Raw genomic sequence first — 26,458 nt, 5'->3', positions numbered from 1 at the left:
CGGTTTCTCCCTTGGAGACCGGGCGTTTTCGCAATTTACGATAGAAACACGCCGCCGTAAACGAACGCGCCGAGGATGACGAACGCCGGGTGAATCTTGCGCCGCTGCATCAAGTAGAAGGCGACCGCGGCGATGCCCGCGAATTGCAGCAGGCCGATGGCGAGGACGGATTCGACCGAGCTCTCCCACGTGACGATCAGCATCATGACGGCGATGACCGGCTGAACCAATAACGTCATGCCTTTCACGGCCGGCGATTGCTTATAGCGTTGAAGCAGGCGAAGCAGGACGATGAGCGCGACCGCGGACGGCAGGACGGTCGCGGTCACCGCGACGATGACGCCGACCCAGCCGGATACGTCGTACCCGACGTACGATGCGATCTTCGTGGCGATCGGACCGGGCAGCGAGTTGCCGAGCGCGAGCACGTTCGTAAATTCGGCGCTCGTCAGCCAGCCGTGGTTCGGCACGACCTCTTGATACATGAGCGGGATGGAGGCCGGACCGCCGCCGTAACCGAACACGTTCGCCAGGAAAAACGCGAGGAATAACTCCCACCATTCCGACATCGCTCAGCCCTCCTCCTTCCGGAGACGCCGAGCGTTCCAGCGCTGCGTTAGCTTATGATGGAAGGCGCCGTACCCGAGGAAGAGGGCGATGACGATCGCCGGATGCAGCCCGACGAGCTGCAGCAGGACGAACGTCAAGACGAACGACCCGATGCCGAGCGGGAGGCCGAGCCCTTTCACCGCTTTCTCTCCGAATTCGTACGCCATGACGCCGAGCATGACGGCGACGACCGGTACGACGGCGGCGATCATGCCCCGTATGACGGGCGACGTGCTGAAGAATGTAATGAAGGCATACAAGACGACCATCGCGACGCACGTCGGCACGATGTGGCTCAGCAGCCCGACGAGCGCGCCTAACGCCCCTTTTTGCCGATAGCCCAAGTACGCGGCCAGCTTCGTCGCGATCGGACCCGGCAGCGCGTTCGCGATCGCGAGCACCTCCCCGAATTCCTCGTCGCTCATCCAACGGTATCTCGTCACCGCTTCGTAGCGGATCAACGGCACGATCGAAGGCCCGCCGCCGTATCCCAAAATTCCCGTTCGGCACATCGCCGCGCCGAGCTGCAAGTATGCGTTGCCCATGATGTCCTCTCCTTCTTCCGCCGGCGCGTCGTCTTACAGACGAATTCCCATGCGGCTCTTATAACGCTTGATCAACACTTGGCAGTCGACGCTGACGACGCCTTCCAGCGGGTACAGCTTACGCTGCAGGAACGTCTCCATCTCCCGATGCGAGGCGAACAGTCCGTGCATGTGCAGCTTGCTCGGCCCCGACATATGGTACAGGCTCGTTACCTCCGGTTCTTCGGCCAGTCGATCCGCGATCGCCATCAGATGCCGCGGCTCGACGTCGACGTTGAAGAAGGCGGAGACGGTTAAGCCCAGGCGTTCAGGGTTGAGGATGCAGGCGAAGCGCTCGATGACGCCGTTCTCCGTCAATGCGTTCAACCGGGTTTGCACCGCTACGCGGGACAGTCCGACCTCTTTCGCCAGGTCGGTGTAGGAGGCCCTTCCATCCTGCGAAAGAAGGGAAATCAGCTTGCGATCGATCTCGTCAATCGTCGGGTCCATTTTCGAAACGATCTCCATTCTCGAAATATTCATTCGATACGTAATGAAAACAATAGTTTTTGTTTCGTTACGTAAGAATATACTCCGATTTATGGGAATCTTCAACGTTTTTTTCGCAAGGCCGTCGGCACGAGAGAGGCGGCGATCCCGATCAACAGCCCTTCGAACACGCCGACGGCGAGCGTCGCGGCGAACGTAAGCAAGAGGATCGTATACGCGCGGGGAGATCGTTCGCCGCGCGATACGAGCGAAGCGCCGTCGATCAGGCGCGCGACGGAGAAGACGATCACCGCCGCCATCGCGGCTTTCGGAATGAAGTAGAGGAGCTCGGTCGCATAGAGGACCGCCGCCGTCGCGAACGCGGCCGAGATCGCGCCGGCCAGCTTCGTTCGCGCGCCGGACGCGTAGTTGACGGCCGAGCGCGACATCGCCCCGGCGACCGGGACCGAGCCGACGACGGAGCTCGCGACGTTCGCGGCGCCGAGCGCGATCAGCTCGCGATTCGCGCGCAGCGGATAGCCGGCTTTCGCGGCGATCGACGCGGCCACGGCGTACGACTCGAAGCAGACGATGAGCGAGATCGCGAGCGCCGTGGGCAACAGGTCGAGCGCCGTGCCGGCGGAAGGAAGAGCGAAGCGCAGGTCGGGCAGGCCGGCAGGGACGGCGCCGACGATGTCTACGCCGAGGCCGTGCAGACCGAACCGCTTCGTCGCCGCGGCGGCGACCAGAAGCGCGGCGAGCGGACCGATCGCGATCGGAAGCGCCTTGTGCAGCCCATATAACGCCGCCAGACAGAGCAGGCCGACCGCGGCCGTCAAGAGATGCGCGCCGTCCAGCGAGCGAACGATCGCCGGGAATAGCGACATGAACCGCTCCTCGCGGGGAATCGACACGCCGGCGAGCGGGCCGATCTGCTGTATGCAGATGACGATCCCGGCGGCGGAAATAAAGCCGTGGATGACGGAGCGGTCGACTCGATCGACCCAGCGCCCGACGCGGAGCACGCCGAACAGGAGCAGCAGGGCGCCGACGCTCAGCGATAACGCGGTCAGCAGCGAGGCGTGGGAGGGCGAACCCGGGCCGGTCAGCGCGCCGACCCCGGCGAACGCCAGGAGCGACACGATGGAAGCGGGACCTACCGATAAGTGCTTGGACGTTCCGAGAGCGGCATACACCAGGAGCGGCAGGGCGGCCGCATATAATCCGGCCTCGGGCGGGGCGCCGGCGAGCATCGCATACGCCATGCTCTGAGGCACGAGCAGGACGGCTACGATCGCGCCGGCCGTCGCGTCCCGCAGGAACGTCCGAAGCGGCGATACTTTGGTCACAGTGCAACAACCTCCTTCGACCGATAATTATTCATATCGAAGGTTCGTCCGAATCATGACAAGCCGGCGGGGAGGGGATGATTTCCGTCCGCAGGGGAGAAAATGGAACGGGATATAGTATAATAGGGGAACTTGGATATTAGGAGGTGGAGCGGGATGGTCAATACGTACGTCTATTCGCGAAGGGAAGAGCTCGTCAATGCGATCACGCACGGCCTCGGCGCGATCTTCAGCCTCGTCGCCCTCGTTCTGCTCGTCGTCTTCGCCAGCTTGAAGGGGACGGCGTGGCATATCGTCAGTTATTCGATCTATGGGGCGACGATGCTGATTTTGTATACGTCGTCGACGCTCGTGCATGCGTTCCCCGAGGGGAAGCTGAAGGATTTGTTCGAGACGTTCGATCATTCCTCGATCTATTTGTTTATCGCGGGAACGTACACCCCGATCTTGCTTACGCTGCTTCGAAGCCCGCTCGGCTGGACGCTGTTCGGCGTCGTGTGGGGGATGGCGGTGGGCGGCGTCGTGTTTAAGGCGTTCTATACGAAGCGGTTCGTGTTTTTCTCGACGTTCGGCTATATCGCGATGGGATGGTTGATCGTCTTTATGTGGAAGCCGCTCGTCATGGCCGCCAGCCCGGAGAGCATTCGGCTGCTCGTGATCGGCGGGTTATGTTATACGTTGGGATCCGTGTTTTACGTCTGGCGGGCGTTCCCGCATCATCATGCGGTTTGGCATCTGTTCGTGCTGGGCGGATCCGTCACCCATTTCGCGGCGATCCTGTTCATGCTGCCATAAGACATCGAGACGTCGAAAAAAGAAGAAGCCGCGGGGCTCCCCGCGGCTTCGCTGCGTTAATAGACGCGTCGCTCCCAGCCGTACAGCTTGGCGATCGCTTCGATGTAATAATAATCGCCGTAGATGAGCGAGCCGTCGACGTATTGACCCGCCGGCTTATGGCCGGTCGCGCCGGTGAGAATGGCTTGCGCTTCCGGCCGATCCCATGTCGCATAACGCTCCGTCAGCGATTGCAGGATGTCGTGAGCGCCCTGCAAGTAGAGGCGTCTCTCGCCCGCCGGAACCGCGTCCGCGATTTCGAGCAGCCCGGACGCGGCGATCGCCGCGGCGGACGTATCCCGCGGCTCCCCTTCGAGCGTCGGCAGGCGGAAGTCCCAATACGGCACCTTATCTTCCGGCAGGGCGGATAAGAAGAAGTGGGCGACGCGCTTCGCGGTGTCCAAGTATCGGCGTTCGCCCGTACGGCGGTACGTATTGGCGAAGCCGTTCAGCGCCCAGGCCGCGCCGCGGCTCCAGGCGGATTCGGCCGCGTAGCCTTGTCCGCCGAGCGCTTCGCGGAATTCGCCGGTCTCCGCGTCGAAGACGGCGATATGATTCGCCGATCCGTCCTCGCGAATGAAGACGCGGGCGGCGGTATCGGCATGCGACATCGCGATATGCTTATACCGCGGATCGCCGGTCGTCTCGGACGCCCAGAACAAGAGAGAGACGTTCATCATACAATCGATGATCGCCCAGCCGTTCTTGTCCCCGTTCCAAGCCCGGATGAACCGTCCCGCCGGGTTGTAGCGGCCCGCGAGGTAATTGGCCGCGTTCAGGCCGATACGCTTCGCGTTCGAGTCGCCGGTGATCATAAATTTGACGACGGCCGTCTGCAAGTATTGAAATCCGACGTCGTGGTGCGTATCCTCGGTCGGGTGCGACAGCCAATATTCGAGCGTCTCGTCCCAGGGCCAAGCGGCTTCCTTATAATGCTCCTTCCCCGTCACGTCGTACATCAGCCATAAGATGCCGGGCCAAAACCCCGACGTCCACCAGTCCGTCTTCCGATCGTCGTACGCGCCCGAAGCGTCGGCGAAGTGCGGAGACCTCTTGCCGATGGCGTCGATCATATGATCGACCTTCGGTTCGAGGCGCCCCATAACGTCCGCGATCGTCTCCCGATTCATCATATTCTTATCTCTCCTTCGAAGATAGCTTCCTTTTTATTGATCATAAGGCTTGAACGGCTTCCAAAGTGCAGGTCAGTTATGCGAAAATGTCGTTAATCTATCTTTTCGAGGAGACTGAAGGGACGCAATGGACACCTTATTCGATCTCGTGCCGTTCGATCGAGATCATGCGCTCCATATGAACCGCCACCGTTCGGACGCGCCGATCAAAGGATATTATCATTACCATCAAGGCTGCGAGCTGCTGTACGTCAGCGCAGGAACCGGCAAGATCGTCGTCAACCGACGCACGTACGAGATCGAACCCGGAAGCTTATATTGGTTTCAGCCGTTCCAGCTTCATGCCGTTCGCCCGGACGCCGCCGCGTCGACGCCGTACGTCCGCACGGTCATGAGCTTCGATCCGGTCGAAGTCGATCGGTACGCCGCGGCGTTCCCGGACCTTCAACGGTTCTTCCGATCGTTATGGAAGCGGCGGTTGTCGGAACAGCGATTCGACGTATCGGGGCGCACCCCGTTCCTCGAGACGATTCTCTCCGCCTTCGAACCGAAGAAGGACGAGGGGAGCGAGCAGTCGAACATGCTGCTGCTGCTTCAGGTCATCGCCTGCTTGCGCAGCGAGCTCGGCGGGCGCGTGCCGCTCGAAGGCGAAGGCGAGGAGAGATCGCTGCGATATTCGGAAAGCGTGATGCAATGGATCGAGCTCAACTTCGCGAACGACTTCGCCTTGGACGCGTTGTCGGAATCGCTGCACCTCTCGAAGAACTACGTCTCCCGGGTCTTCCGTCAGGAAACCGGCAGCAGCATCACGGACTATTTGACGGCCCGGCGAATCAAAGAGGCTTCCAGACTGCTCCGATCGTCCGACGTTCCGGTAGAGCGGGTCGGCATCGAAGTCGGATTGCCGAACGCGTCGTACTTCTGCCATCTGTTCAAGCGAGTCGTCGGCGTCTCGCCGCTGCAGTACCGGAAGCGGTCGCAATCTAACGCGCAGTTCTAAAATAACAGTTGTTCCTCCCGCAAGATCGAAGGTAATATTAAGAATTAATACAGAGAACCTATAACGATCGGAATCGGAGAGAATGCGACTGTGGGGAACAAGTTGGGATCATATGCGGCATTGATTGCCGTCGCCGTCATTTGGGGGGCGAATTTCGGGGTGTCGCGATTCGCGATGGAGACGTTCGACCCCGCGCTGTTTACGTTTTTGCGGTTCGGCCTCGCCGTGCCGTGCTTCTTCTTGCTCTTGAAGTGGAAGGAGGGCTCGGTCGGACTTCCGTTCCGCGCGCTGCTGCATACGTTCATCCTGGGCGTATTCGGCGTTACGCTATTAGAGATACTGGTGATGTATTCCATTCAATACACGACGCTCGCGAACGCCTCGCTGTTGAACGTCGCGCCTTGGCCGATCTTCGCGGCGCTGCTGGCGCCTCTCGTTACGAAGGAGCGGATGACGTCGCGTCTCGCGACGGGCGGCGCCATCGCGATGATCGGCGTCGCGCTCGTCGTCCTCGGCGGCGGCGGCTTCGACCCTTCCTCGAAGCATATGCTCGGCAACGCGATGGCGCTCGGCGTCAGCTTCATCGGCGCTTGTTATAACCTCGCGACGATGCCGCTGCTTAGGCAATACTCTGCGCTCCGGGTCAGCACATGGACGATTTTCTTCGGCGCGCTGCTCATGACGCCGTTCACGTTCGGCTCGTGGGGCGAGGTGGCGTGGGCAACGCTCGGCGCCGTCGAGTGGACCGCCCTAGCGTATAACGTGCTGTTCTGCACCGTGATCGCGTTCGTCGCATGGAACGCCAGCATGTTCCGCGTCGGCGCGACCCGGTCGAATTTCTTCCGATACGCGGTGCCCGCCGCGGCGGTCGTCGCGGGATACGCGATGTTCGACGAGAGCATCTCGCCGTTCCAAATCGTCGGCGCCGTATTCATGGCGTTGGGGCTCGTCTGGATCGGCTCCGAGCGGAAGCCGTCCGCGCCGGCCGTCAAGACGGTATAACGGATGATTTATCTCGTTCTCGCTTCGTTGTCGTGGAGCATCGTCGGCGTCCTCGTGAAGATCGCCGGCCTGCAATTCGATTCCTATACGATTACGTTCGCCCGATTTTCGATCGGCGTCGTCGCGTTGGCCGGAGTCGTTTATTTTTCGCGTCATTCGCTTCGCCCCGCCACGTTTTATAAATGGATTTGGATCGGGGCGATCGGCAAGAGCGCCAATTACTTATTCGAGAACGTCGCGATAACGATCGGTCACGCGTACGGCAATATGCTCGTTCAGCCGATTCAGACGATCGTGCTGCTCGTCGCCGGCATATTCCTCTTCAAAGAAAGGCTGACAGCGAAGAGCTGGCTCTCCGGGGCCGTCGTCTTGGGGGGCGTCCTGCTGATCACGTTGAACGGCCGTTCGCTCGGGGACGCGATCGCAGAGCAGGGCTGGATCACGGCGTTGTTCGCGCTCTCGGGCATCGGCGCTGCGCTGCACTTCCTCAGTCAGAAGATGCTGCTCGATTCGATGAACGACGTATCGATGAACTACAGCATCTTCTTCTGGGCGTCGTTCGTCTCCGCGGTCCCGCTGCCGTTCGCGGCGGATTGGCAGCCGTCGTTCGTGCCTGGCGCATGGCTCAGCGCCGCGGGACTCGGCCTGATTACCGGCTTCAGCTTCCTGATGTTGTCCAAAGCGCTTCGGACGGTGAAGTTTTCCGTCGCGGTCATCGTTTCGAATATGGCCGCTTTATTTACGGTCTTATGGTCCGGCGTCTTTCTGCGAGAGCCGATTACAATGTACATCGTGATCGGCGCCTTCACGGTCGTCGCCGGCATGACGATGTTGAACTGGCCGGGCAAGCCGAAGCCGTCCGTCGAACCTTCCTGATTCCGATTGCGCCGCTAGAATCCACAACCTTTTTTCCCGGAGGGGGAACCGCCTTGACGCTTCCGCAGATGGAGACCGATTCGCTGTTCCAACACGCGTTCTTTCACGCCAAGATCGGCATGGCCGTCGTCGCGTTGAACGGAAGATTTCAGAAGGTGAATCCTTCGATTTGCAAGTTGACCGGCTATTCGGAAGCCGAACTGCTCACCATGACGTACCTCGATATTACGCACCCGGACGATGCAGGCGTAGGCGAGCGGATGCGCGCCAAGCTGATCGAAGGTACGATGGACGATTATCAGAACGAGAAGCGGTACATCCGCAAGGACGGCGTGCATGTGTGGGTGCAGCATACCCTCTCCGTCGTTCGGAACGCGGACGGCGTGCCCCAGGTGTTCGTGTCGCAGCTGCAGGATATCTCGGCGCGCAAGAAGGCGGAGCATCTGCTTCAGCGGCATATGCAGCAATACAAGTCGTTGTTCGACGAGCATCCGGATCTCGTGTACGCCGTTAGTATGGACGGCGAGCTCACGAGCTTGAACCATTCCGTCGAGCGCATTACGGGGTATACGCCGGACGCATGGCGCTCCGCGTTTCCGAAGCCGCTGGAGGATGGCATCCGGCACGCGCTCGAACATGCGCACGAAGGCTCGCTCGATACGTTCCGGTTCGAAACGGAGGTGCCGCATGCCGACGGGAGCAAGGTGCATCTCAGCGTCACCCATGCGCCGATCATCGTGGACGGAGAAGCGGTGGGCGTATACGGCATCGCCAAGGACGTCACGCCGCAGGCTCGGCTCATTCGGCAGCTGAAGGAGAGCGAGCGGAAATATCGCCTTCTCGCCGAAAACTCGCTGGACGTCATCGTCCGCTATAATCCGTTCGGCATCCTCACGTACGTGTCGCCTTCGTCGGCGTCGATGCTCGGGTACTTACCGGAGGAGCTGGTCGGCGTCGACGCGATGTCGTTGGTGCACCCGGAGGACGTCGAGCCGCTCCGCGAGTCGTTCGCGGACGAACGGCTGTCCACGTTCCGCTGCCGTACGAAGTATGGCGATTACGTCTGGATCGAGAGCCGGACGAAGCGCATTCGGGGAAAACAAACGGGCAAAGCGACGGAGTATATCGCGGTGCTGCGGGACGTGAGCGAGCGTGAAGCCGAGCGTCGGCGGCTGCGGGAAGCCGAAGAACAGTACCGCGAGCTCGTCGAGCATTCGCCGGACGCGATCTTCGTCGGAGTCGGGGGCCGATTCGCGTACGTGAACGACACGGCGGTCGCGCTCCTCGGCGCGAAAAATAAGGAGCAGCTGTACGAGATCGACCCGATGACGTTGATCCATCCGGCGTACCGCGACGCTTCGGCCGCGCGCCGGAGAATGGTGGAGCAGGACAAACGCGTCGCGGAGCTGGCGCAGTCCGTCTTCGTCGGCTTGGACGGGAAGACGATCGATGTGGAAGTGAAATCGATCCCGACGATCTACAACAATAAGGAAGCCGTACATACGATCGTTAGGGACGTGACGGAGCGGAAGAAGACGGAAGCGCTGCTTCAACAATCCGAGAAGCTGTCGGCCGCCGGACAATTGGCCGCCGGCATCGCGCACGAAATTCGCAACCCGTTGACTTCGTTGAAGGGGTTCCTGCATCTGATGCAGTCCGGGACCGCGCAGAAGCCGTATTACTTCCGTATCATGAACGACGAGCTGTCGCGGGTCGAGACGATCCTGAGCGAGCTGCTTATCCTAGCCAAGCCCACCAGCACCGTAATGGCGAATCGAGATACGACCGCTCTGCTTCGAAGCGTCGCGAGTTTGCTCGAGACCCAGGCGAACCTTCGCGGCATCGAGCTGTTCCTCGATCTGCCGGCCGAACCGCTGCTCGTCCGCGGCGACGACAATCAGCTGAAGCAGGTGTTCATCAACCTGATCAAGAACGGGATCGAAGCGATGCCGGACGGGGGGACGATCGTCATCCGAGCGCGAGCGGAGGGAGAACGGGCGGTTATCCGGTTCGTCGACGAAGGCCGCGGTATCCCGGAAGAGAAGCTTCCGTTCGTCGGACGACCGTTCTTCACGACGAAGGAATACGGCACGGGGCTCGGCCTCAGCGTCAGCTATAAAATCGTCGAGGCGCATCGCGGGACGGTGTCCGTGTCCAGCGTCGTCGGCGAAGGAACGTCGTTCACGATCGCGCTGCCTCTCGCGATTTCGTGACACGAGGAAAAGTCCGTGCCTTTGATGTCGAGGCGCGGACTTTCTTTACTCGAATAATCGCAACAGATCTGGATCTCCGTTTTCCTCGATGCGAAGGATTTCCTTCTTTACCGGTTCGCTGATCGTTTCCGTTTGCGATACGACCTGCTTATAAATCGAAACCTCCGAGACGATGACCGGTTTCTTCGCGATTTCGATGCGTTCCTCCCAAATGGGAATTCGTTTGATCCGAGGGTCGCCTTTTTCCCCGTTTTCGTTATAACGCGTTTCTTCAATGACAAGCTCTTCCCGAGCGACGGGTACCGTAACGGTTTTTACTTCCTTTACGATTTCCTTGCGAACGATAACCTCTCCAACAGTCACCTTCGTCTTTTCGATGGACAGTTCCTCTTCGCGAAGCTTCCAAGTTCGCGGCAGGGAGCCTCCGTTTCGTTCCTCGGAACTCATGAAATGCCCTCTCCTTTAAGAAAAGACACCTTTACCCCTGCACCTGATCGTCGATGACCGTCGTATCGCCCTTCACATCCACGCGGACTTCTTCGCGGCGCAGCTTTTCGCTGACGCTCTCGGTTTCCGTCACTTCGCGCTTGCGAGTCGACACTTCTCCGATGACGACGGTGCGCTTACGGACGTCGACCTTCTCCTCGTTCACCGGGATATGAATCGTCTCTTCCTTCCCGATCGTTTCCGAGGTCGGTTCGCGATGAATCGTCTTCCGCTCGATAACGACTTGCTCATGAACGACGGGGACGCTGACCGTCTTTTGTTCCTCGACGATGTCCTTATGCAGGATGACTTCGCCCGCTTGCGTCATGTTTTTAGTAACTTCGAGTTCCTCGGCTTTCAACCGCAGCGTTGCGGCTTTCGCCGGGACTTCCGCAACGGCCGTTCCCGTTTCCTCGCCGAATTCCGCATCGTCCAGCATGTCCGTATCCAGGTTTTCGGCCGCCTCCATCGTTACGTCGCATTCCGCCCCGCATGAAACAGGGCGGATCTCCTCGGCGATTTCGACATCCGCGTCCCGATCCTCGGCCCTCTTCACGTCGTTCTTGCCTCTTTTCGCTTTCGGTTCGTTATTTTCTTCCTCTTCATCGTCGCTGAATAAGTTGAAAAAGGCCAAGAGGATTCCTCCCGGAAAAGTATTGATGAATGCTTACCCTGTTATGATCCCCCCGGGAAGGGAAGCTATCCGCGGGGCGATTAAAAAATCCGGAGTGCGTTAACGAACGTAGGTTCTGGTATAATGAGGCGAGAATATTTCCATGGAGTGGGAGTCAGTTTGTTAAGATAAGGAGGAAACGATGAAGATTGTTCCCAACAGGTTTGAGTTCGGAATCGAAAAAGAATACGCATTAATTTATAAAGAACGTGGTTTCATCGGTTATTTATTAGCAGCGCAGGAGATTGTAAATGAAATCATGTCTCTATCGGGCATTAGCGAAAATCTAATGCAAAAAGCAAGTTATTTTTTTGAAAAGGGGTGGGCTATTCACCCTGAATATTCCAATAGCATTATTGAAGTCGTATCTCCTCCTTACGCTTTGGATACTTTTGATGAAATAATAGAAGGCTTTCAAGTTTTCGAAGAAGTAATTCGTAATTCGCTAATTGAATTCAGAGAAAAGGAACCGAACCTGACAGGAGAAATTTTAGTAACGGATCGATTTAGTGCTGCGACGGATCTGTTCATTAACGTAAAGAGAGAAAAAGTGACCGACATTAAACAAATTATACTTACGGACGAAATCGTTTCCTTTCTAGGAAGCGAACATCTAATTCCTAGTTCCTTCAGGAAAGTTTGCGATTTACATTTACTTTATGCGGGGTTTATTTCTACCCATGTGACGATACATCCTGGATATTGCGCTAGATGGGATCTCGAACATGAGGCGGAATACTTTTGGAACTTATTGCATCTTCTGTTTTCGTCCAAGTACGATATAGATGACTGTACGTTTTATTTAAAAGGAGTAGAGGAGATACGGTGTTCGACAACGCCCAGAAGCGAACTAATCGCATGGGCGGACAGCGCAACCGCGTTTTATGAAAAAAGGATTAAAGAAATAATCGAAGGCGAGGCTCATGAAAAGGTCGAGAAGTATAATGATTTTCTTTATGAGCAGCGCAAAGGAAAGCGAACGTATTTAGCAAAAATAAAACATGTCGAAGAATGGACATTGTTTGAAGTTAGAAGGTTTCATAGTGGGATTTCATTAGACAATATAAAACATTTCTTGATACATGCAAGTAAGATGAGTGAACCGGTTGGCCCGGATTGCCGCTAGCGATCAGCTGGAATGCATTCGCAGCATAAGCTTGCAGCGCAAAAAAAGTCCGCGCCTCTCGTAGGGGCGCGGACTTTGGCGTCGTCAAAATATTTTCTTCGTTTGTTGATCGACTTTCAGCATCTCCGCCGCTTCCCGGAACCGTTGAGAGTGAACGATTTCGCGTTCCCGCAGGAAGGTCAGGCTGTCGATCAGATCGACGTCGTCGGTCATGTCGATGAGCCATTGATACGTCGCCCGGGCTTTCTCCTCCGCGGCGACGTCCTCGTACAGGTCGGCGATCGGATCCCCCTTCGCTTGAATGTAGGCGGCCGTCCACGGCACCCCGGCGGCATTATGATAGAACAGCGCCTTATCGTGGTTCGCGTAATGATCGCCGAGTCCCGCGGCTTTCAACTGCTCGGGCGTCGCGTCCTTCGTCAGCTTATAGATCATCGTCGCGATCATCTCGAGGTGCGCCAGCTCCTCGGTTCCGATATCGTTGACGATCGCGATGACCTTTTCCGGCAAGGTGTACCGTTGGTTTAAGTACCGAAGGGCGGCCGCCAGCTCGCCGTCGGCTCCTCCATATTGCTCGATTAAGAACTTCGCCATCATCGGATCGCACTTGCTTACGCGTACGGGATATTGCAGCTTCTTCTCGTACACCCACATGTTCGGGTTCCCCCCTTGCTTCGTTCGATTATACCTGCCACGGCCAGGGCGCTTCCTTCCAGGCGAAAGGCATCGGCGAATAGCTGACTCCGAAGTGATACAGCGGTCCGAACAGCGATTGGAACTGGTGTTTGATCGCCATGCTTCGCTGAACGTATTGATTGAATTGCGCGATCGCGGCTTGGTCGTCCGGATGCGTATCCAAATACAAATTCAACTCGACGAGGACGAAGTCGGTCTCTTGCATCTGCCGCATTAAGTCGTAATACGTCTTCCAATCGTCTTCTTTCCATTGGGAGGAGTGCGTCATTCTCGCTTCGCTCCCTTCGGCGTTTCATAGGGGTTCGTGTAAGGCGCATATAAGGCTGGCCATAATGTGCCGCGCTTCAGCGCCTCTGACGGCCCGAACTGCGGCAATCCGTAAGGTTGGAATCCTAAGTAGAGTTGAGGGGGCGTTTCGTACGTCTTGATACGGATCGGCGGGCATGGATCGAACGGACCGACAAACGGCTCGTAGCTTTTCCTTGTCGTTGACATGTCATTACCTCCCGCGGATACGAAATACTCCGTTGATATGCATATGCACACTTCGGCCGGATTAGTCCAGTCCTATTTGTCGCGTTTATATTTCCGTTGTTCGAAGCTTTCCGCGACCTTACAATGAAGGGAATTTCGGGGATCGCCGGCGGGAGGCCGCTTATTTGGAACAACAACGAATCTATCTATTGCTATCGCTTCTCGCGAATATGGCTTATTTTATCGTTCTGCTGCTCCCGCTGCATTCCGGATTCGCGTGGATGAAGCGGCTGAAGACCGTCGCTCCGTATTTCGGGGGCGCCGTCCTATGGACGACGCAATCGCTGACGCTTCAATGCTTCGGGCTGTTTCGCATCGACGCGCTCACCCTCGGCTTGATGGCGGTAGCTTCGCTGCTGCATGCCGCCGCGATCCGGCGCGCGGCAGGGAGGTTATTCCCGAAGGACGTCTCGCACCGCTCCCGAACGGCGTATAGGCAGTTATCCGTAGCGATTCTGATGGGCGGCGTCTTCTCGGCGGTGTATGGCTCGGCCTTCCTGTTCGGCGCCGATCCCCGTACGGTCGACTGGCTGCTGTTCGCGAACGGCGTCGGCTACGCGATCGCCTTCGTGTTTCTTACGATGCGTCTCGTCAGGCAGCTGCGCATCGACCAAGCGGAACGAAAGAAGAGCGGTTACGGCTTTATCGTCTTTCTAGCGTTCCTCATTAGTCATGCCTTCCTCGGATGTTCGTTGACGTTCGTCGAAGCTTTCGGCTACGCAGAGAATTACGATTTCTATATCGTCGAATTTCTGACGCTGCTTCTGATGACGATGACGACCGTCATTATCGGCGAACGTCAATTCGTCGCGAAGCAGGAACAGCTGGAACGAAAAAACGAGCAGCTGGAACATATCGCCTACCACGATTCGCTGACCGGTTTGAAGAATCGGATGTTTATAACGGATTATCTGGAAGAACGCATTCGGACCGGCGAGCCTTGCTTCGTCATGCTGATCGACCTGGACCGATTCAAGCAAGTGAACGATTGGCTCGGCCATCAAGCGGGGGACGTCCTGCTTCTGGAGACGGCCGAACGGTTGAGGGGAGCGATGGGCGAAGGCGACGTCGTCGGCAGGCTCGGAGGGGATGAGTTTCTCGTCGTGGGCCCCGGCAGGTCGTTGGAAGAGGCGGTCGCGGCGGCGGAGCGCATGCTCCGGTCGGTGCCGAAGCCGATCGAATACGAGGGACATTCAATGCTGGTGACGCCCAGCGTCGGCATCGCGCATGTGCCGACGCACGCGACGACGGCCGGCGAAGCGATGAAACGGGCGGATCTCGCGATGTACCGGGCCAAGGAGAAGGGGCGGGACGCGTACCACGTCTTCTCCGAAGCGTTGGATGCGTTCGACTTCGAAGATCACCGAATGAAGCAAGAGCTGAAGGGGGCGCAGCACGGCAGCGGCTTGGAGCTGTATTATCAGCCGCAGCTGGATCTGCGAACCGGCCGCGTCGCCGGTTTCGAGGCGCTGCTTCGATGGAATCGGGGGAGCGGACCGATCCGGCCGGAGAAGTTCATCACGCTCGCGGAGCAGAACGGGGCGATCGTCGGACTCGGCGAGTGGGCGATGCGGGAAGCGTGCCGGCAAATTCGAGCATGGAACGAGAAATACGGCGAGAAGCTGCGAGTTTCCGTCAACGTCTCGTTCGAGCAGCTGCGCAAGAACGACTTCGTTGATAAGGTGCGCACGATTCTGATAGAATCGGGCTTGGAAGGCAAGCAGCTGGAGCTGGAGATGACGGAAAGCGCGGCGATGCGGGACGAGGAACGGACGCGGAAGCAATTGGGCGAGCTGCGCCGGCTCGGCGTGCGCATCGGCATCGACGACTTCGGCACGGGCTACAGCGCGTTCGCCTATATGAAGCGGATGTCCGTCGACCGGCTGAAGATCGACAAGTCGTTCGTGGAGGGTCTTCCCCATAGCGCCGAAGATCAAGCGATCGTCAAGGCGATGCTGTCGATGGCGCGCGAGCTGCGGCTTCGGACGACGGCGGAAGGCGTCGAACGCGCCGATCAGCTTCGCTTCCTCGCTTCGATCGGCTGCGAAGAGATCCAAGGGTATTATTATTCGGAGCCGCTCAGGCGGGAAGCGGCGGAACAATGGTTGGATCGGATTCGATCCGAACCGAACGGATAGGAAGGACGGGGACGGAGCATGCGATTCGGTATCGTCGGCACCAACTGGATTACGGAACAATTTTTGCAAGCGGGACGCACGGTCGAAGGATTTCGGGCGGAGGCGGCGTATTCCCGTTCGGCGGAGCGGGCGGAGGCCTACGCCGAGCGGAACGGCATCCCGCTGCGCTTCGACGACCTCGACGCGATGACGGCTTCGGGGACGATCGACGCGGTGTACATCGCGAGTCCGAACGCGGCGCATGCGGAGCAGGCGATCCGCTGCATGGATCGAGGGCTGCACGTGCTGTGCGAGAAGCCGCTCGCCTCGAACGAAGCCGAGGCGACGGCGATGGTCGAGGCGGCCCGAAGGAACGGCGTATTGCTCATGGAAGCGCTGAAGACGACGTTCTTGCCGAATTTCGAGGCGATAAGGGACCATATCGGCCGAATCGGAACGGTACGACGCGTGCAAGCCTCGTATAATCAATATTCGTCTCGGTACGACGCGTACCGGGCCGGCACCGTATTGAATGCCTTCGACCCGACGTTGTCGAACGGCGCGTTAATGGATCTGGGCGTCTATTGCTTATATCCGGTCATCCGCCTGTTCGGACCGCCGCGCGCCGTGAAGGCGAACGGCGTCCTGCTTTCGTCGGGCGTCGACGGAGAGGGCAGCCTCATCCTGGCGTACGACGGGATGGAGGCGGTCGTAACGTATTCGAAGATTACGTTTTCCGAAGCGCCGTGCGAAATTCAAGGCGAAGACGGCAACCTCGTCTTCGATAAGATGAGCCAGCCGACGCGCGTCGAGCGGCGGACGCGGGACGGCGCCGTCGAGGACCTGACTCGGCCGCAGTCCGAACATACGATGCGTTACGAGATCGAGGCCTTCATGGAGACGGCGCGCCGCGGCGAGACGCAATCGAACGTCAACGATTTCGCGACGTCGCTCGCGACGATGCGCGTCATGGACGAAGCGCGCCGGCAGATGGGGCTCGTCTATCCGGCCGACCGCAAGGCGAGATGAGCGCGGCAGGGATGCTGTTCCCCGCGGTCGCATGGGCGGAGGACGTCCGTCCGGCGGCGTACGCGTATTATTTCCGCCAATGGAACGCGTTCGATATGCCGTTCCATCGGCACGATTCTACGGAGATCATGTATTTGATTCGCGGTTCGTGCCGAATCGAGGTTGCGCGCGACGGCGGGCCCCCGGAAGACGTTACGCTGTCGCACGGCGAATTCATCGTTGTCGCCGCGGGCGTACCGCATCGGCTCATCGTCGAAGGCTCGTGCCGCATGCTCAACGTCGAGTTCGGCTTCGCGACGAGCGGCGCCGGCGTGCCGTCGATCCGCGCCCTCGCGCGCGAAGAGAAAGCGCTCGCGGCGCTGCTGCAAGCGCCGGTGACTTACGCGGTGCTCCGCGACCCCGACGAAGTGTACCATGCGCTTAGGGGCCTCGTGCTTGAGCTCGACGCGTTGGACGCCGGCGGCGGTCGCGGCGCGGACGGCGGCGGTCCGTTGGTGAGTCTGCTGTTCGCGCAGCTGCTCATCCGCATCGCGCGCCTTCGGGACGAGGCCGAATCGGAGGCGGCGCCGCAGGCGGAGCTCTACGTGCGCAAGTGCATCGAATTCATGCGGCAGCATTACGACCGAGACATTCAAGCGAAGGACGTCGCCGCCGCCGTCAATTTGCACCCGGGGTACGTGCACCGGTTGTTCAAGTCGCAGTCGGGGCGTACGATCACCGAATATTTGACGGGGCTGCGGATGGAGAAGGCCAAGATGCTGCTGCTGCGCACCGACATTCCGATCGCGGACATCTCCGATTACGTCGGCGTCGGGAGCCGGCAATACTTCCATGCGTTGTTTAAGCGCCACACGGGCATGACGCCGGTGCAATTCCGGCAGACGATGGACGCGCACCGCTGGGACGACGGGGAGCGAAGGTGAGGATTTTTGACACCGGGGGCCCTTAAGAAGTCATGATTTTGATAACGCTTCCTCCGCTCGGCTTGCTACAATAAGTGCAAGTTGCGTATCACTTATGAATACGGAGGAATGGACCATGTCTTTCAAAATCGCCTTCATCGGCGCGGGCAGCATCGGCTTCACGCGCGGTTTGCTGAGGGACTTGCTCAGCGTGCCGGAGTTTCGCGACATCGAGGTCGCGTTCACGGACATCAACGAACATAATTTACAGATGGTGACGGAGCTATGCCAGCGCGACATCCGGGAGAACGGACTCGCGATCGAAATCCAGTCGTCGACCGACCGCCGGACCGCGCTGAAGGATGCGAAGTACGTCATCTGCACGATTCGGGTCGGCGGACTCGAGGCGTTCGCGACGGACGTGGACATTCCGCTCAAATACGGCGTCGACCAATGCGTCGGCGATACGCTGTGCGCAGGCGGCATCATGTACGGCCAACGCGGCATCGCCGAGATGCTGAGCATCTGCAAGGACATCCGGGAAAACGCCAGAGAAGACGTGCTGCTGCTCAATTACGCGAACCCGATGGCGATGCTGACGTGGGCGTGCAACACGTACGGCGGCGTGAATACGGTCGGCCTATGCCACGGCGTGCAGGGCGGCCACCATCAGATCGCGAAGGTGTACGGCCTCGAGAAGAAGGACGTCGACATTATTTGCGCGGGCATCAACCATCAGACGTGGTACATCCAAATTCGCCATCAAGGCAAAGATTTGACGGCGGGCTTGCTCGAAGCGTTCGAAAATCACCCGGATTACGCGCGTACGGAGAAGGTGCGCATCGATATGCTGCGCCGCTTCGGCTACTACAGCACGGAATCGAACGGCCACTTAAGCGAATACGTGCCGTGGTACCGGAAGCGCCCGGACGAAATCAACGACTGGATCGACCTCGGCAGCTGGATTAACGGGGAAACCGGCGGCTACCTTCGCGTGTGCACGGAAGGCCGCAACTGGTTCGAGACCGACTTCCCGAATTGGATGAAGGAGCCGGCTCGCGCGTACGCCGCGGATCAGCGAAGCGAGGAACACGGCTCTTACATTATCGAAGGTCTAGAGACGGGGCGCGTGTATCGAGGTCACTTCAACGTGATCAATAACGGCGTCATCTCGAATCTGCCGAACGATTGCGTCATCGAAGCGCCCGGTTACGTGGACGGCAACGGCATCTCGATGACGAAAGTCGGCGATCTGCCGCTCGGACCGGCGGCAGTGTGCACCGTCAGCGTGAACGTGCAGCGTCTCGCCGTCGAAGCGGCGGTGCGCGGCGACGACAAGCTGCTGCGCCAAGCGTTCATGATGGACCCGCTCGTCGGCGCCGTCTGCAATCCGAAGGAGATTTGGCAGATGGTCGACGAGATGCTCGTCGCGCAGGAGAAGTGGCTGCCGCAGTACGGCGCGGCCATTCTAGAGGCGAAAGAGCGGCTCGCGAAGGGGCCGCTGCTGCCGACGCGCGAAGGCTATAAGGGAGCCGCGCGCCTCGCCGTGAAGACGGTCGAGGAGATGAAGCTCGACCGCGAGGCGGCGAACAAGAACGCGTCCGAAGCCGACAAGGGGAAAGACCGGGCGGAAGCGAAAGCGTAAGACGATTGGAACGGTTCCGGCGCGTTGCGCCGGAACCGTTTCTTTTTCCAAGGCGACGCTTGGAAGTATTCCTCGCATCCTAACGGGGCAAAGTAAGGAAAAATCAGGGAGGGTACTCGAGATGACGACAACCCATAATGCTTCTACCCCGTTGCAGGCGATCGAGGACGAGCTGGAGCGGTCCGCGGCGCGGATCATGGCGGACTTCGCCGTGGACTCCTGCGTCGCCTTCGTCGGGAAGGAGAAGGAGGACCGGCTGCACGCCGGATACAGCGTCCGTCGCGGCAACGATTTCATTCTGATCCGGAGGCTTCATGCGGCGACCGCCGCGGGCGGGTATCGGCCGGTCGAGGACCGTTGGACGCTGGAGATCGACAATCGCGTCGCCGGCGAAGGGTATCCCGACGTCGAAGCGGCGTTGGATGCCGCCGGAATTTTTACAAGAAAGTAACCGTTCCGGTTGACAGGACGCGCCTCGCTCTCTAAAATGGGGAAAAATTCCTAGGGGAGCGAGAGAAGCGTGGGGACATTGTGGATGAAGGACGGGGCGCTGCCGGATCGGCCGACCGTCCTGTTTCTCGGCGACAGCATTACGAATGACGGCCGTTATATCGCGTATATGGATCGTTACTTCGAGCGTCACGCGCCGGAGCGCCGACCGACGTTCGTGAATCGCGGGGTCAGCAGCGAAACCGTGTCCGGCCTGAGCGAGCCGGATCACCCTTGGCCGCGGCCGTGCTTGCACGAGCGGCTGGATCAAGCGCTTGCGGAGAGCCGGCCGGATTGGGTCGTCCTCTGTTACGGCATGAACGACGGCATTTATTATCCGTTGTCCGAGGATCGATTCGGAGCGTACCGCGAAGGGCTGGCGAAGGCCGTCGCGAAGGCGAAGGGCGCGGGAGCCAAGACGATCCTCGTCACGCCTCCGCCGTTCGACTACGCCTCGATGGGGGCGCAGGAGAATCGCGGTTCGACGGCCGGCGCGAAAGGGGAATACAGCTACCTTCGTCCGTACCCGGCTTACAACGAAGACGTGTTAAGCGTGTACAAGCAGTGGGTGCTCTCGCTGGCCCCGGAGGTCGACGCGGTCGTGAACGTGCACGATCCGCTGCTACGGGACATCGAAGCGGCCCGCGCGGCCGACCCTTCGTTTCGGTACGGGGACGGCATCCATCCGGAAGCGAGAGGCCACTGGATCATTGCGAAGACGCTGCTCTCGCGGCTGTTCAAACGTTCATCTGGAGCGCGCGCCGGAGGAAGCCGCGGGCGCTTCCGGAGCGGCGCCTCGCGGCGAGGACGTCTACGACGTCGTCGAATCCGAGTGGAACGGCTACCGTAGAACGGACTTCTACGTGGACGGGCGCGAAGGACTGCTGATCTCGCCGTCCGTTCCGACGACGGGGAAGCCTTGGGTGTGGCGCGCCGAGTTTTTCGGGGCGTTCGCGCAAGCGGATCTGGCGCTGCTCGAGCGCGGATACCATCTCGCGTATTACCGGATTCCCGACCAGTACGGCTGTCCGGGAGCGGTGCGCCGCATGGAGCGGTTCCGGGCGAGCGTCGTTCGCGCGTTCGGCTTGTCCCCGAAGGCGGCGTTGTTCGGCTTCAGCCGAGGCGGCTTGTACGCCTTCAATTACGCCGCGGCTCATCCCGAAGGCGTCTCTTCGCTCTACCTCGACGCGCCGGTGTTAGACATCCGCAGCTGGCCGGGCGGGCTCGGGGAAGGCCCGGGCGACCGCTCGTGCTGGGAGGAGTGCTTGGCCGTCTACGGCCTAACGATGGAGACGGCGGCGGCGTTCGACGGCAATCCGCTCGATTCTCTCGGCCCCGTCGCCGAAGCCGGCATCCCGATCCTATTGATCGCCGGAGACGCCGACGAGGTCGTCCCGTTCGCGGAGAACGGCGCTCGGCTCGAACGCCGGTACCCGGAGCTCGGCGGCTTCGTCGAGACGGTGCTGAAGCCCGGCGTCGCGCATCATCCGCACAGTCTGGAAGACCCGGCGCCGATCGCGGCGTTCGTGGAACGGAACGAATAGGCTTGCAAACGTTCGGGGCTGTCCCATTGGGACAGCCCCTTTTTTCTTTCGCGGAGCGCCTTACGGCTCGACTCGGTACGTATACAACGCGAAGGTGAGAGGCGCGGGCAGCTCGAACCGGTAGCGCCCTTCTTCGTCCGGCGCGGCATCGTAAGGAACCCCATTCTCTAGCAACGCGTTCGCATCGGCGATGCCCGCCACGCGTTCGAACCGAAGCCGGGCGTTGCCGTGTCCCCAAAGCTTCAAGCGGCGGGACGGTTCCAGGTTTCGCTCCCGGAAGACGAGAACGCAGCCTTCGCTGTCGCCCGCCGCGGCTTGCAGTCCCGTCCATCCCGCGCCGGACGGCTCGTCGCCGATCGGAAGCACGCGCCCCGAGAGGATCCGGTCGCGGTATGGAGCGACGAGTCGAACGAGGCGCGATAACGCATCCGCATCCCGCTGCTCGAGCCCCGACAGCTCCATCCAAGCGAGCGGATTGGAAAACAGGGCGGCGGCGAAGCCGTACAGCGGTCCGCATGCGTCTGGCGCGAGCGGGTCGTCCCCGTACCGATCCTGATTCCGTCGGACGTTCAGGAACTCCATCTGCAGCTTACGAGCAGGAACGTATTTCGACAGCATCCACAGGTTTCTGAGCGTCCAATGCGGGTAATAGTTCGACCAATCCGTGTACCGGTTTTCCAAAAAGATGCCGCCGTATTGCGTCCGACCGAAATACCCTAAGCGTACTTGAGCGGTCGTATCCAAATTCAAGTACACGCCGTTGCCCGATTCGGCGACGACCTTGCGCATCAAGCGCAGCACATTCCGCTCGCCGCGCTTGGAGCGCAGCATGACGCCGTCGATCTTGAAGTGGCGGACGCCGTATGTCCGGTGCAGCGAGAGGAGGATGTCGGCATCCTTCTCCCAATGGCGGAAGTCATCGTCCGAGTCCGGCGAAAACCACAAGCCTAGCTGGATGCCGAGCTCCGCGGCGCGGGACGCGATCGGCGTAAGTCCGTTCGGCAGACGCTCCGGGTGCGGCCGCCAGAAATCCGAACCGGCCGCATGATAGCCGCTCCACCGTCCGCCCCCCTCGGCCGCGGCGTTGGCGGAGTTGACGGTCGTCCCCGCCTGCCACCCGTCGTCGACTTGCACATGCGTGACGCCGAGCCGGGCGGCGGCTTCGAGCTCGGCGAGCAGAAACGGTTCGCTTACGCGCCCGTCCCTCGAACGGTCTCCCCAAGTATTGCTCATGAGGAAGAAATCAAGCTCCGGACGGATGATTCGAATGCCGCGGTGGTAGGCGTCCAATACGTCCGAGCGGCCCGTCTCGGTGCCGTCGTAGACGCCGATCGCGGAGCCGTACGCGGCCAGGAAGTCGTCGTCGGGCGCGGCGAGATGCTCCGCGTCCAATCCGGAGCCCTGCACGATCAGGCGCCGTCCCTCGAAGGCGAAATCGGGCGCGTTCGCGCCGAGCCGCCCCGCCGGCGTCGGACCTTCCTTCACCACCAGAAGGCCGGAGGGGGTAAGCGCCTTTTCCAAAAATAAGAGGTTTCCGTCGAGGGAGTCGCGCCCTGCGGGGAACAGCCGCCCTTGCGCGAGCCGGACGAGCGTATTCGTTCGATCCGTCACATCGCGCAGCTCGACGGCTTCGTACCGGCAATGCAGCTCCCGGAGAGGCAGCGAATAGATATAATCCTGCCGCTCCGTTGGATCGGGGTCGCCTCTCGACTCCCGTTCCGGAACATCGATCGCGAACCCGTCGAGCGATGCGGCTTCGTCCTCCGGCGATCGCCGCTTGACCGAGACTTCCTGCTGCGCGAAGGGCCTCCCCGGATATAGTCGCCACGTCGTCCGAACGAGCAGCGCCGAATCGCGGTACGCGACGTCCAGCCGAACGCGCAGATGCGCTTCCGCCGTGCCGAGATCGTCGTCCGCTTCGGCCGAGAGGAACGCCCGGCGCGCGGGCGAGTCCGGCATTCCCGGCAGACGGAACAATGGAGCGCACGCTTCTTCCTGCCGCAGCCACTCGTCGCCGAGCGCAACATTCCGCACGGAAACCGGGCGGAGCGCGCCGTCCCGAACGTCGAAGCGCTGCTCCAAGAGCGCGTTCCCGACCGTTAGCGTCGTTTCGTCCGCTAGAACATAACAATCCTGAAATCGATATTCGAACCGTTCCACGTTCATCGAAATCCCCCTCAAGCTTCGTAATGGGATGAATTTATCTTCACTGTAAGGAACAGGATCGTTGGGTTCAATAGGAAATAAGTGATTCGATTGGGACGATATTGTTCTGCTTGTTTCTGTCGCGTTGGCATTCGTCGGGCGCTCGAAGTATGATTAGAAAGAAGGAATGAATCGTTCGCTCGAGGTGAGATTGTGTTGTCTTCCGGTTCGTACGGGTTTCGATATGTGGAGGCGCCAAGGCCGGAGCTGTTCCGGTTGATATCGATCGGACTTCATGCCGTGAGGGAGTCGAACTATTCGTGGGACGGCATGACGCGCGGGGGAGAAGGGTTGATTTTCCAATATACGTTATCCGGCGAAGGGCGGCTCGAGGCGGACGGACGCGAGTATCCGGCGAAGAAGGGGCAAGCGTTCTTCGCGACGGTGCCGAGCCGTCCTCGGGAGAGCCGTGGGAGTTTCTCTGGGTCCGATTGTCCGGCATCCAAGCCTCGTCGCTTTGGAAGGAATGGATCGAGGCGGAGGGGCCCGTCTCCGACTTCCGACCGGACTCGGAGACGGTGACGAAGCTGATGCTGCTGTACCGCGCGGCGGCCGACGGCGCGTTCCAAGATATGTGGGACGTCTCGGCGAGGCTGTACGAATGGCTGTTGACGCTATCGAAGCGCAGGGCGGAAGGCAAGGGAAGCCGCCGGGACATCCCGAAGCCGTACGCGCTCGCGGCCGCATGGATGGCGGACCGTTATGCGGAGGATCTCTCGCTCGGCGAATTGGCGGACTTGGCCGGAGTAACGAAGCATCACTTCTGCAAGAAGTTCAACGAGTATTATCGGGCGTCGCCGATCCAATATTTGCGGAGGAAGCGGGTCGAGGCCGCCGCGCGCCTGCTGCGCCAAAGCCGACTCCCGATCGAAACCGTGGCGGAGCGGTGCGGCTTCGCGGACGCGAGCTATTTCGGGAAGGTGTTCCATCGGTACGTCGGCGTCTCGCCGTCGGCCTATCGCGCAAACCGAACGCCGGACGTCGGCGAGACGTTGAAGCTGCTGTAAGGGACCGGAAGCGATGCGAATGCGAACATCCGGTTAAGCTGTAATGGACAAACATCGAAAAGATGCACGGAAGGAAGCCGTTATGGATCACCCTATCGATCAATGGAAAACCGTTCGAAACAAGTTGACCCGCTTCATGATGATGTACAAGTTCGCGCTCAGCGAGGTCGAGACGAAAATCGAAATCTTGCAAGAGGAGTTCCAACTGCTGCACGAGTACAACCCCATCGAACATACGAAGTCGAGATTGAAATCTCCGGAAAGCATTATGAAAAAGCTGATCCGCAAAGGCGGCGTCGCGTCTCTCGCCGACGTCCGGAACTCCGTGAAGGATATCGCCGGGATCCGCATTACATGTTCGTTTTTATCCGATATTTACCGGATCGCCGACATGCTGCGGAACCAAGACGATTTGAATTTCGTATCTGTTAAAGATTACTTGAAACAGCCGAAGCCGAACGGATATAAAAGTCTGCATCTGTTGATCGAGGTACCGGTCTTTATGTCGGATCGCCAGGAGCTCGTCGCCGTAGAAGTGCAAATCCGAACGATCGCGATGGATTTCTGGGCGAGTCTCGAGCACAAGATCTTCTATAAGTATAACGGCTCCGTTCCCGAGCGGCTGCTCGCCGAATTGAAGGAAGCCGCCGACACCGCGGCGGAATTGGACGAGAAGATGGAACGGCTTCGGAGGGAGGTCGACGAGATCAAGCAAACGTCCGCCTCGGCGCAGGATCGCGAGATGCGGCTGCTGATCGATCGACAGTCGTTCGCTATCCCCGAATCGCTGCTCAGGCTAGTCGAAGAACAATCGTAAGTGAAGCTCGGGCGAGGAGGAGTTGTCCTATAGAAAATAAGCTGTTTCGAATCGGCGTCGGCGTTCTGCTTCTGTTTCTCATCGTCTGGCTGGGCGCGCAGATCGATTTCATCTTCCAACCGCTCGTCGTCGCGTTCCGGACGTTGGTCGGGCCGCTGCTCATCGCGGGGGTGTTGTTTTTCTTGCTGCGTCCGCCGATGCAATTTCTGGTGAAGCGACGGGTGCCGAAGTCGCTCGCCATCTTGCTGCTGTACTTCGTCGCGGCGGGGGCGCTCGCGCTGCTCGGGCTGTCGGTCGGGCCGATGATCAAGACGCAATTCGCGCAATTGATCGCGGGCCTTCCGAATTTCGTGGAACGCGCCGTCGCCGTGGGATACGAACTCGCCCGATCCGAGGCGTTCGCCGTATGGCTGCATCGACTGAACCTTGACGTCGAATCGATCGCTGCGACGGCCTCGGGGTACGCGATGACGCTCGTCGACCTCGTCAGCTCCAATCTGACGAACGTGCTCGGCGCCGTAGCGAACGCGTTCCTGTTGGTCGTCATCGTCCCGTTCGTTCTTTATTTTCTATTGAAGGACGGGGACAAGATGTTCGAAGGGTTCATCGGGATGATTCCGAAGGCGAGGCAAGCGGACGCCCGAAAGCTGATGTCCGAGATGGACCGCACGATCGGGTTCTTCATCCGGGGGCAGATGACGGTCGCCGTTTGCGTCGGGTTGCTGATGCTCGTCGGCTTTCAGCTGATCGGACTGCGGTACGCGGTGCTGCTGGCGTTCATCGCGATGATCACGAATGTCATTCCTTATTTGGGCGCGTTCTTGGCCGCCGCTCCGGCCGTGCTCGTCGGCTTGGCGCAATCGCCGGACATGGCGCTGAAGGTGTTGATCGTAACGGTCGTCGCGCAGCAGCTCGAGGGCAATCTGCTGTCGCCGTGGATTATGGGCAAAGGCCTGAACATCCATCCGTTGACCATCATTTTGTTATTGCTGGTCGTCGGCTCCCTCTTCGGTCCGATCGGATTGTTGTTCGCGATCCCGGGATACGCGGTGTCCAAGGTCGTCGCGGTTCATATGTATCGCTTCGTTCGGCAGCGTTCGGACGACGCGGAGAAGCCCGTCGCGTAGTCGCGACGGGCTTCGTTTTCCCAATGGGCGAG

27 protein-coding genes are annotated in these 26,458 nt (G+C 59.7%); 16 read left to right on the top strand and 11 right to left on the bottom strand.

Features of this window, described 5'->3' with window-relative positions; genetic code table 11:
• Positions 1-35: 35 nt before the first annotated feature.
• The 4 genes from chrA to FE782_RS24555 all read right to left on the bottom strand — a co-directional run bounded on the left by chrA (position 36) and on the right by FE782_RS24555 (position 2,971).
• The gene (chrA, locus tag FE782_RS24570; protein WP_138197009.1) at positions 36-569 is read right to left on the bottom strand and encodes a chromate efflux transporter ChrA; all 534 of its coding nucleotides are present in this window, start codon (positions 567-569) and stop codon (positions 36-38) included.
• A 3-nt stretch (positions 570-572) separates the two neighbouring features.
• Positions 573-1,154 carry a chromate efflux transporter ChrB gene (gene chrB, locus FE782_RS24565; RefSeq protein ID WP_138197008.1) on the bottom strand — a complete coding sequence of 194 codons (582 nt, stop codon included), beginning with the start codon at positions 1,152-1,154 and terminating at the stop codon, positions 573-575.
• A gap of 33 nt (positions 1,155-1,187) precedes the next feature.
• Entirely contained in the window at positions 1,188-1,643 is a 456-nt protein-coding gene (gene chrS, locus FE782_RS24560; RefSeq protein WP_238392649.1) for a chromate efflux transcriptional regulator ChrS, read from the bottom strand.
• Positions 1,644-1,744: 101 nt separating this feature from the next.
• Positions 1,745-2,971 (bottom strand): SulP family inorganic anion transporter, encoded by a 1,227-nt coding sequence (locus FE782_RS24555; protein WP_138197006.1) that lies wholly within the window; start codon positions 2,969-2,971, stop codon positions 1,745-1,747.
• A 156-nt stretch (positions 2,972-3,127) separates the two neighbouring features.
• Between FE782_RS24555 and trhA the strand changes: the two genes are divergently transcribed.
• Positions 3,128-3,766, top strand: a complete 639-nt coding sequence (gene trhA / locus FE782_RS24550; RefSeq protein ID WP_138197005.1) for a PAQR family membrane homeostasis protein TrhA — start codon at positions 3,128-3,130, stop codon at positions 3,764-3,766.
• Between the two features lie 56 nt (positions 3,767-3,822).
• On the opposite strand, the gene FE782_RS24545 is transcribed toward trhA, so the two are convergent.
• Positions 3,823-4,935 (bottom strand): glycoside hydrolase family 88 protein, encoded by a 1,113-nt coding sequence (locus FE782_RS24545; RefSeq protein ID WP_138197078.1) that lies wholly within the window; start codon positions 4,933-4,935, stop codon positions 3,823-3,825.
• Between the two features lie 130 nt (positions 4,936-5,065).
• Between FE782_RS24545 and FE782_RS24540 the strand changes: the two genes are divergently transcribed.
• From FE782_RS24540 to FE782_RS24525, 4 genes are all read left to right on the top strand, one after another.
• Positions 5,066-5,938: an AraC family transcriptional regulator gene (locus FE782_RS24540; protein WP_138197004.1), complete on the top strand. Its 873-nt coding sequence runs from the start codon at positions 5,066-5,068 to the stop codon at positions 5,936-5,938.
• Between the two features lie 90 nt (positions 5,939-6,028).
• Positions 6,029-6,940 (top strand): DMT family transporter, encoded by a 912-nt coding sequence (locus FE782_RS24535; protein ID WP_238392648.1) that lies wholly within the window; start codon positions 6,029-6,031, stop codon positions 6,938-6,940.
• Positions 6,941-6,943: 3 nt separating this feature from the next.
• Positions 6,944-7,816, top strand: a complete 873-nt coding sequence (locus FE782_RS24530) for a DMT family transporter (protein ID WP_138197003.1) — start codon at positions 6,944-6,946, stop codon at positions 7,814-7,816.
• Between the two features lie 53 nt (positions 7,817-7,869).
• The gene (locus tag FE782_RS24525; protein ID WP_158299525.1) at positions 7,870-10,029 is read left to right on the top strand and encodes a PAS domain-containing sensor histidine kinase; all 2,160 of its coding nucleotides are present in this window, start codon (positions 7,870-7,872) and stop codon (positions 10,027-10,029) included.
• Between the two features lie 45 nt (positions 10,030-10,074).
• Here FE782_RS24525 and FE782_RS24520 read toward each other — a convergent pair whose 3' ends face one another.
• Both FE782_RS24520 and FE782_RS24515 read right to left on the bottom strand, forming a co-directional pair.
• Positions 10,075-10,476 carry a YsnF/AvaK domain-containing protein gene (locus tag FE782_RS24520; RefSeq protein ID WP_138197001.1) on the bottom strand — a complete coding sequence of 134 codons (402 nt, stop codon included), beginning with the start codon at positions 10,474-10,476 and terminating at the stop codon, positions 10,075-10,077.
• Between the two features lie 31 nt (positions 10,477-10,507).
• Positions 10,508-11,149, bottom strand: coding sequence for a YsnF/AvaK domain-containing protein (locus tag FE782_RS24515; protein WP_138197000.1), 642 nt, complete (start codon positions 11,147-11,149; stop codon positions 10,508-10,510).
• A gap of 181 nt (positions 11,150-11,330) precedes the next feature.
• Here FE782_RS24515 and FE782_RS24510 point away from each other — a divergent pair, with 181 nt between their 5' ends.
• Positions 11,331-12,314, top strand: a complete 984-nt coding sequence (locus tag FE782_RS24510) for a hypothetical protein (RefSeq protein ID WP_138196999.1) — start codon at positions 11,331-11,333, stop codon at positions 12,312-12,314.
• Positions 12,315-12,398: 84 nt separating this feature from the next.
• Here the strand turns inward: FE782_RS24510 and FE782_RS24505 are convergent, their stop codons facing one another.
• The 3 genes from FE782_RS24505 to FE782_RS24495 are packed head-to-tail and all read right to left on the bottom strand — an operon-like array spanning position 12,399 to position 13,505.
• The gene (locus FE782_RS24505) at positions 12,399-12,968 is read right to left on the bottom strand and encodes a manganese catalase family protein (RefSeq protein WP_138196998.1); all 570 of its coding nucleotides are present in this window, start codon (positions 12,966-12,968) and stop codon (positions 12,399-12,401) included.
• 28 nt (positions 12,969-12,996) lie between these two features.
• Positions 12,997-13,278, bottom strand: coding sequence for a spore coat protein CotJB (locus tag FE782_RS24500; RefSeq protein ID WP_138196997.1), 282 nt, complete (start codon positions 13,276-13,278; stop codon positions 12,997-12,999).
• Positions 13,275-13,505: a spore coat associated protein CotJA gene (locus FE782_RS24495; protein ID WP_138196996.1), complete on the bottom strand. Its 231-nt coding sequence runs from the start codon at positions 13,503-13,505 to the stop codon at positions 13,275-13,277. Before FE782_RS24495 ends, FE782_RS24500 begins: the two co-directional genes overlap by 4 nt.
• A gap of 164 nt (positions 13,506-13,669) precedes the next feature.
• Here FE782_RS24495 and FE782_RS24490 point away from each other — a divergent pair, with 164 nt between their 5' ends.
• From FE782_RS24490 to FE782_RS33215, 7 genes are all read left to right on the top strand, one after another.
• Positions 13,670-15,682: a putative bifunctional diguanylate cyclase/phosphodiesterase gene (locus FE782_RS24490; RefSeq protein WP_138196995.1), complete on the top strand. Its 2,013-nt coding sequence runs from the start codon at positions 13,670-13,672 to the stop codon at positions 15,680-15,682.
• Positions 15,683-15,700: 18 nt separating this feature from the next.
• Positions 15,701-16,690: a Gfo/Idh/MocA family protein gene (locus FE782_RS24485; protein WP_138196994.1), complete on the top strand. Its 990-nt coding sequence runs from the start codon at positions 15,701-15,703 to the stop codon at positions 16,688-16,690.
• Positions 16,687-17,613: a helix-turn-helix transcriptional regulator gene (locus FE782_RS24480; protein ID WP_439116455.1), complete on the top strand. Its 927-nt coding sequence runs from the start codon at positions 16,687-16,689 to the stop codon at positions 17,611-17,613. Before FE782_RS24485 ends, FE782_RS24480 begins: the two co-directional genes overlap by 4 nt.
• A 115-nt stretch (positions 17,614-17,728) precedes the next feature.
• On the top strand, positions 17,729-19,237 hold the full coding sequence (locus tag FE782_RS24475; RefSeq protein WP_138196993.1) for an alpha-glucosidase/alpha-galactosidase: 1,509 nt from the start codon (positions 17,729-17,731) through the stop codon (positions 19,235-19,237).
• A 121-nt stretch (positions 19,238-19,358) separates the two neighbouring features.
• Entirely contained in the window at positions 19,359-19,688 is a 330-nt protein-coding gene (locus FE782_RS24470) for a DUF5634 family protein (protein ID WP_138196992.1), read from the top strand.
• 69 nt (positions 19,689-19,757) lie between these two features.
• The gene (locus FE782_RS24465) at positions 19,758-20,576 is read left to right on the top strand and encodes a GDSL-type esterase/lipase family protein (RefSeq protein ID WP_138196991.1); all 819 of its coding nucleotides are present in this window, start codon (positions 19,758-19,760) and stop codon (positions 20,574-20,576) included.
• Between the two features lie 196 nt (positions 20,577-20,772).
• Positions 20,773-21,270, top strand: coding sequence for an alpha/beta fold hydrolase (locus FE782_RS33215; protein WP_338016917.1), 498 nt, complete (start codon positions 20,773-20,775; stop codon positions 21,268-21,270).
• Positions 21,271-21,330: 60 nt separating this feature from the next.
• On the opposite strand, the gene FE782_RS24455 is transcribed toward FE782_RS33215, so the two are convergent.
• Positions 21,331-23,436, bottom strand: a complete 2,106-nt coding sequence (locus FE782_RS24455) for an alpha-galactosidase (protein ID WP_138196989.1) — start codon at positions 23,434-23,436, stop codon at positions 21,331-21,333.
• A 299-nt stretch (positions 23,437-23,735) separates the two neighbouring features.
• On the opposite strand from FE782_RS24455, the gene FE782_RS24450 reads away from it, so the two are divergent.
• The 3 genes from FE782_RS24450 to FE782_RS24440 all read left to right on the top strand — a co-directional run bounded on the left by FE782_RS24450 (position 23,736) and on the right by FE782_RS24440 (position 26,426).
• Positions 23,736-24,482, top strand: coding sequence for a helix-turn-helix domain-containing protein (locus tag FE782_RS24450; RefSeq protein ID WP_158299524.1), 747 nt, complete (start codon positions 23,736-23,738; stop codon positions 24,480-24,482).
• Between the two features lie 82 nt (positions 24,483-24,564).
• The gene (locus FE782_RS24445; RefSeq protein WP_138196987.1) at positions 24,565-25,299 is read left to right on the top strand and encodes a GTP pyrophosphokinase; all 735 of its coding nucleotides are present in this window, start codon (positions 24,565-24,567) and stop codon (positions 25,297-25,299) included.
• Positions 25,266-26,426: an AI-2E family transporter gene (locus FE782_RS24440; protein WP_138196986.1), complete on the top strand. Its 1,161-nt coding sequence runs from the start codon at positions 25,266-25,268 to the stop codon at positions 26,424-26,426. Before FE782_RS24445 ends, FE782_RS24440 begins: the two co-directional genes overlap by 34 nt.
• Positions 26,427-26,458 lie beyond the last annotated feature (32 nt).

The organism is Paenibacillus antri (assembly GCF_005765165.1).
Lineage (GTDB): Bacteria > Bacillota > Bacilli > Paenibacillales > YIM-B00363 > Paenibacillus_AE > Paenibacillus_AE antri.
This window is presented reverse-complemented; position numbering and strand designations above follow the sequence as displayed.